The sequence below is a fragment of the Frankia tisae genome, assembly GCF_025403405.1.
Lineage (GTDB): Bacteria > Actinomycetota > Actinomycetes > Frankiales > Frankiaceae > Frankia > Frankia tisai.
The window spans coordinates 1-6,343 of sequence record NZ_JANEZT010000381.1 but is presented as its reverse complement, the minus strand read 5'-3'; the positions used below and the strand labels follow the sequence as shown (position 1 = coordinate 6,343).

Annotated in this window: 5 protein-coding genes; 1 reads left to right on the top strand and 4 read right to left on the bottom strand. The window is 71.6% G+C overall.

Annotation, left to right across the window (positions count from 1 at the left end):
• From eccCa to NBZ85_RS26040, 4 genes are all read right to left on the bottom strand, one after another.
• Nucleotides 1–2,204 (bottom strand): type VII secretion protein EccCa (gene eccCa, locus NBZ85_RS26055; protein ID WP_261562780.1); only part of this gene is annotated, 2,204 nt, incomplete at its 3' end.
• A gap of 2 nt (nt 2,205–2,206) precedes the next feature.
• Complete coding sequence (locus tag NBZ85_RS26050; protein ID WP_261558051.1) at nt 2,207–4,108, bottom strand: hypothetical protein; 1,902 nt, start codon at nt 4,106–4,108, stop codon at nt 2,207–2,209.
• On the bottom strand, nt 4,105–5,148 hold the full coding sequence (locus NBZ85_RS26045) for a PP2C family serine/threonine-protein phosphatase (protein ID WP_261558052.1): 1,044 nt from the start codon (nt 5,146–5,148) through the stop codon (nt 4,105–4,107). The genes NBZ85_RS26050 and NBZ85_RS26045 overlap by 4 nt, the downstream gene beginning before the upstream one ends.
• A 22-nt stretch (nt 5,149–5,170) precedes the next feature.
• Nucleotides 5,171–5,866, bottom strand: a complete 696-nt coding sequence (locus NBZ85_RS26040) for a vWA domain-containing protein (protein WP_261558053.1) — start codon at nt 5,864–5,866, stop codon at nt 5,171–5,173.
• 285 nt (nt 5,867–6,151) lie between these two features.
• Between NBZ85_RS26040 and NBZ85_RS26035 the strand changes: the two genes are divergently transcribed.
• Nucleotides 6,152–6,343: hypothetical protein (locus NBZ85_RS26035; RefSeq protein WP_261562779.1), on the top strand; the 192-nt coding region annotated here is incomplete at its 3' end.

Here is a 6,343-nt window from a genome sequence, read left to right as displayed (position 1 = left end):
CCCGGGTGGCCGCTGAGCCAGCTGACCGCCCGGGCGAGGTCCATGTCCTCGGCCCCGCCGGACGGAGCGGAAAGGCCTTGCGACGCCCCGGCCCCGCCGGCCCCGCCCACACTGACCCGCGCGGTCTTGAACCGGGTGAACAGCTCACCCGACCGGAAGTAGCCGTGGCCGGGCAGCGCCGGCAGCTCGTAGGCGAGCCGGTTGCCGATCGCGGCGACGCTCTCGTCGGCGGTGAACGTCCGCAGCGACAGCCGGTAGCTCAGGTACGACTCGAGCCCGCGGATGCGGCCGGCGTCGAGGCGCTGGCTGGCCAGCATCATGTGGATGCCGAGGCTGCGGCCGGTCCGCCCGATCGTCAGGAACACCTCCAGGAAGTCCGGGCGCGCCTCCAGCAGTTCGCCGAACTCGTCCACCACCAGGACCAGATACGGCAGCGGTGGCAGTGTCGGGCCGGCCGCCCGCAGCTGCCGGTACTGGGCGATGTTCTGGACGTCCCGGCCGGCGGAGCGCAGCAGTTCTTGCCGCCGGTTCTGCTCACCACTGAGCGCGGCCTTCATCCGGTCGACGAGGGAGAGATCCTCCTCCAGATTGGTGATGAAGGCCGCGCGGTGCGGCAGGTCAGCCAGCAGGTCGAAGGTCGCCCCGCCCTTGAAGTCCGCGAACACCAGAGCGAGGTCGTCCGGAGAGTGCCGCAACGCCAGCGCGGTGACGACTCCGCGCAGCAACTCGCTCTTGCCGGAGCCGGTCGCGCCGATGACCAGGCCGTGCGGCCCGTGGCCGCCGTTCGCGGACTCCTTGAGATCCAGCTCGAGCGGACGGCCGTCGGGCTGGCCGCCGATCGGGACGCGCAGCAGGTCGCGAGCCGTCCTCGCTGGCCAGGCCGGCGGTCCGGCGGGCAGCGCGCCCAGGTTGAGCAGGTCGAAGAGGCGGTCGCTGTCGACCCGGCTCAGCCGGACCGCCTCACCGACCGGCCGGCAGTCGGTCACCACGCGGCCGACCCGGTCCGCGTCCGACAGCTCGAGGCGGTAGGGCCGCAGCGCGCGCGTCGACGGGTCGTTGCCGAGCCGGGCCAGCCGGGCGAGCGTGGGCGTCGGGAAGTCCACGCAGACGCTCGTCTCCTCAGGCCGCGCCTCCGGCCGCGGGCAGATCGCCACGACCGTGACCGCCAGCGCCGCCGCGCCGCGCAGCGCCTCCCACAGCACAGGCAGCCGCTGCAGCGCGCTGACCGGGTCGAACTTGTCGACGACGAGGACGAGATGCGGAAGCATCACCGCGGTGTCGCGGCTGTCCTCCCGCGGCAGCCGCAGCCGCGGGGTGACGGTCTGGGCGAGCAGCCGGCCGACCGCCGCCTCGCTCGTGGCGATCAGCGTCGCGGCCCGGCGGGTGCCGGCCGCGCCGCCGACCCGGGACGAGCAGTGCGGCAGCCAGGCCAGCCACTCCCAGTCCCGCTCCGTCGACGGCGGCGCGGCCACCGCGATCTGTAGCTCGTCCGGCCCGCAGCAGACCGCGAGCTCTGCCAGCAGCGCGCGGACCAGGCCCAGCGCGCCGGCGCGGTCGCCGGTGACGGCCAGCACCGGGTGCTCGCGCAGCGAGAGCACCACCGGCGCCGACGGCACCGTCCGGGCCCGGTCGGCGAGGCTCTTCGCCGCGGCCAGCAGGTCGGTGTCGGGCTGGGCGTCCAGGTACAGGCGGTTGTCGTCGTACTCGACGGTGAACGCGGAGTCGGTGCTGCCGATCCCGACCGCGACGTCGAGGAAGTCCGCCTCGGGCAGCCGCCGTTCCCACAGCCGCGGCCCGGCCGCGAACGACGCGAGCTCCGCCGGCCCCGGATGGGTGTCGGCCAGCGCCGCGCGCGCCTCGTCCTGCGCCTTCCCGACATCCTGGCCGATCTGCTCAAGCGCCTCGGTGTACCGGGCCCGCCGCTCGGCGGTGCGCTGGCGGCTCGTCCGCCGGTTCGCCCGGTGGACGAGCGGCTGCGCCCCGATCGAGCCGGCACACACCAGGACGCCGACCAGCAGCGCGGTGCGGTTGTTCGACGCCAGGCCGAACACCAGCATCGACGCGCTGGACAGCGCGGGCAGGAGCATCTGGCTCCAGGACAGCCGTGAGGGCCGCTCCGGTGTCGGCGGCTGCGGGATCGTGAACGACGTGCGGGTCGGCGGCTCGGGCCTGACCCGGGCCGGCCGGTGGACCAGGCGGCTCACGATCAGATCTCCTGTTCCTGGTAGGTCGGGAGGTACGCCTGTCGGGCGTCGGGGTTCCAGTCGTTGAGGAAGGCCTGCTTGGCCTCGGAGGCCGGCTGGTTGCCGCTGAGGGCAGACTGGTAGGCGGGGTCGTTGTGGGAGTTGGTCCCGGGACACTGGCCGGTGTTCTGCTGCCCCTGGGCGATGTTCTGGGCCCACGTCTGGTAGTACTGGTCGGTCTGGCGCGAGCTCTCCAGGAACGTTACGAGCTCGGAGCGGATCGTCGAGCCGTTGGAAAGCTGGTCCAGCGGGAGGGTGTTCGCTTGCGCGATCTGGTTGTTGCGCTCCGTCACAGCCGACGCTATGACCTGCGCCGCGCTGGCGAGATCTCCGCAGGTGTCCACCTGGTTGATCGCGTCAACGAGGTTCTTCCGGGACGTCCCCGAGTTCCGCAGGATGGTGTCGACACCCTGCGCCTCCTGCGCGAACGTCAGCTGCGTCGATCCGCCGCTGCTGGACCCGCCACCGCTGGACCCGCCGCTGCTTGTCCCGCCCCCACTGGACCCGCCGCCGGTCCCGGTCGACGTCGATCCCGAGATGGATGGTGAGGACTGCGACGTGTGGCTGCTCACGATGGCGATCACGATGGCCATCACGACGGCGATGCCCGCCCCGAACCCGCGGCGCCGGCGGCGGCGCGCGGCCGCGGCCGGCCCCGGTGCGCCGGGACCCCCGGGCCCGGGGTAGCCCGGCCCCGGGTAGCCGGTGGCCTGAGTCGTTCGCGGGACGGTGACGGTGCGGCCGGAGCCCGGCCGCTGACCGCCCCGCCGGGGGTAGTTGACCGGCGTCAGCGAGATCTGGGTCGCGGTGCCGGCCTGGCGCTGGCCCGTGGTGGCGGCGAGCTTGCACCAGGGGCAGGCGGCAAGGTGATCGGAGTAGAAGTGGTGCTTGTCCTGGCGGCAGGGCGCGAGGTGGTTGTAGAGGGTGTCGAACTGCTGGTGCCACTGGGCGGCTGTGGGGCGTTTGGCGGGGTTCGTGCCGCCCTTTGTGAAGCATTCGACGAACATCTCGCGCAGCCGGGGCGGCAGGATCGTGAGCGGCGGGGTGTGCCGGGTGGGCTGCAGCGATGTCGCGGGCATCTGGTTGAACTGGCCCTGGCGGGCGAGGGATGCGACGTTGGGTTGCTGGGGGCCCTGCCAGCCGCTGTAGGGGCGGGCGTCGCGCATGAGGGCGCGATAGAGCAGCAGCGCGAGCGCCCAGGTGTCGAGAGAGACCTGGCGGCGGTCGGTGGCCAGCTTCGAGGTGGGGAACTCGGGGGGTAGCAGCTCTTCCATGGCGACTTCGCAGAGGAAGAGGTTGCCGGGGCCGTCGTCGACCTGGACCGAGTCGCAGTCGACCATGGTGACCAGGCCGTCGCTGGCGACGAGGAAGTTATTCGGGTTGGGGTCGCCGATGACGTAGCGGCCGGGTGCGTGCATGGCCTCGAAGACGGCGGCGAGGTTGCGGCCGACGCCGATCTGGAACCGCCAGTCGTAAGCGATGCCGTCTTCGCGCAGATCGGTGGGGCTGAAGACCTTGTGAAGCAGCCGAGCCTTGTCAGGTGCCTTGGGCATGGCGAAGCCGATGAGCGGCCCGCCGCGGCGGGCGCGCAGGATCGTGGTGGGCCAGGCGATGGAGACGTGGCCGTTGGCCCGCAGCGGGTCGGTCGGCTGCTTGCCGATCATCGCGGCGAGCTTGCGCTCGAGGCGGTCGCGGCGGCCGGGTTCCTGCGCGAGGTAGATGTCCTTGTAGATCTTGGCGACGAGGCTGGGCCGACCGTCGATCTCGTAGATTTCGCCTTCGCCGCCGGAGGTGATGAGCGGGCCGAGGCGCCAGCGGACGCCGGTGGCGCCTCGGCTGCCGGAGTCGGGGTAGACGTCGGTCATGCCGGGCCGCCGCGCGCCGTCGGGTCGGGAGCCGGTCCGGGGTCGGGGCCAGGAGTGGCGAGCCGGGTGGCGATCAGGAGGGTTTTGTCGTCGCCTTTGCGGTCCTCGACGGTGGTGAGGAAGTCGGCGACGGCGGTGGAGGTGGCTTCGGGGGCCTGGGCGAACCGCAGGACGCTGCGGAAGAACGGCGGGTAGGGGACGCGGCCCTTGGCCGCGACGCGTTCCAGGCCGTCGGTGGACAGGACGACGCCGCTCAGCTCGCTGGTGAACCGGGAGTCGGTCGCGAGCTGGTTGAGTTCCCGGTCGCGGGTGATGAAATGGGTTTCGTTGACGTACTCGCCCCGGCGGGGGGCGGCGACGCCTTCGATGTCGCCGTCGACGGTCTCGATCGCGATGATCGCGTCGCCGATCTGGCCGAACCCGGTGATCGTCGGGCCGATCAGGACGACGGCAAGGGTGGTGTCGAAGTCCCGCGCGGGCCGGCCGGCGGTGACCGCGTGTTCCATGACCTGCTTGCCGGCCCAGGAGAAGACCCGGGTGAGCAGCTGATCGATGGGTAGCCGGTCCTCCTCATCGACCAGCAGGGTAGTGGCCAGCTCGGTCGCGGCGTTCAGTGCTACGTGGGCGCCCTGGTCGCTGGCCTCGGCCGAGCCGGCGCCGTCGGCGACCGCCAGGATCACCCAGTTCTCGACGACGACGACGCGCACCCCGTCCTGGCGGGGCAGCCCGCCGCGGACGTGGCCGTTGCCGACGACGGAGGCGCCCAGTGCCCGCCACAGCCCCATCGCCCCGTCTACCGTCTCGACCGCCGCCGGCGCGGGAACCGCCGCCGCCGGGTCGACTGGCACCGCCGGCATGGCCGCGGCCGGCGCGGGAACCGCCGTCGCCGGAGGAGCCGGAGGCGGGACCGCGGCCGGTCGGGGGAAGTCGGCCGACGACGGGACCGCGCCCGCCGGGGGAAAGCCGGCTGGGGCGTCGGTCAGCCGGATCGGGGTTATCGACTCCCACGGGTCGATCGGCCCGTACCCGTCACTCGTCATCCCGGTGCCCGCCGCCATCTGGTCAGATCGAGGCCCAGCCGTCGACCGGCGGCACCTTGACCTGAGAGGCGCCACCCAGGCCTGAGTCGCTCGAGACGTGGGTCGCCGACTGGGAGACGGCCGACAGGCTGCGGCTGAGCCAGGAGAAGAACTCGGCGAACTTCAGCCCGGACAGCATCAGCGGCTGCCGTTTCCGGGACAGCTCACCCAAAGTGCTCATGTCCGCCCCTTTTACGCCAATCGGGATGATGCTCACCCCGTTCGCCGCCTCCATCGCGGTCACCCGGTTCACCGCCTCCGGCCACTGCCCCCGGTCGGTCGGCTGCCCATCGGTGATCACGATGAGCCATGGCCGGAAATAGTCCAGCTGCGCGTCGCGGTACATCCGCTTGCGGTCGTCGAGCATCTGCGTGGCCATGAGCAGCGCTTGGGCCATCGGGGTCGCGCCGTTCGTGCTGAATGCCTGGTCAGCCAGGTACCGCGCCTCGGTGAACGGCTGCGCGACCGATGCCGACCCGCCAAAGGTGATGACCGCCGCCTCCACCCGCTTCCGCGCCAGCGGATCGCTGTCTACCTCCTCGCGAAACGTCCGGTAGCCCTCGTTCAGTTCCCTGATCGCCGCGCCGGACATGCTGCTCGACGTATCTAGCAACAACAAGCACGCACACCGCGGCTCGGTGTTCTCGTCATCGGGCAGAAGATCAGGCTGAAGTTCCATGGCTGTCCTCAAAGAAAGAAGCTAAAAACCCGGTCACGAACCGGGAAAAGGCCGCGCGACGATGGGGGCGGGGACGCCCGCGAACGGCCCGTCAGGTCCGGCGGAATGCCTGGTCTACCGACAGAACAATAAACATATGTGAGAACTTCACAAGAACCCCCGTGCGCCCCGTAGGCCGGCTCTCAGACACGAAACCGACGACTCAAGTAAGCCTAGCAGAGCCGGCCGGGAGAATCGGGCCTTTGCGTCACGTCGATCGAGCCTACCGCCTACGATCGCCGCAGGATGGTGCGGGATGGGCTCGCAAGCCGGCGGGGGGCTGCGTTGCGCGAACGGCTGAATGATGCGTTCTACCGGCTGCGGGAGGCGCTGCGGCCCCGGCTCGCGTCGTCGCTGTTCCTCGTGCTGGTGGCGGCGCTGGTCGCGCTGATCGCGATCGGGATCCCGGGCGTCGTCGGTCGAGCTTCGGGCGGGAAC

What these genes read in the sequence shown, in the direction of transcription:
- NBZ85_RS26050 (WP_261558051.1), bottom strand. Translation starts at nt 4,108, where the DNA reads ATGACCGACGTCTACCCCGACTCCGGCAGCCGAGGCGCCACCGGCGTC.
- NBZ85_RS26040 (WP_261558053.1), bottom strand. Translation starts at nt 5,866, where the DNA reads ATGGAACTTCAGCCTGATCTTCTGCCCGATGACGAGAACACCGAGCCG.
- NBZ85_RS26045 (WP_261558052.1), bottom strand. Translation starts at nt 5,148, where the DNA reads ATGACGAGTGACGGGTACGGGCCGATCGACCCGTGGGAGTCGATAACC.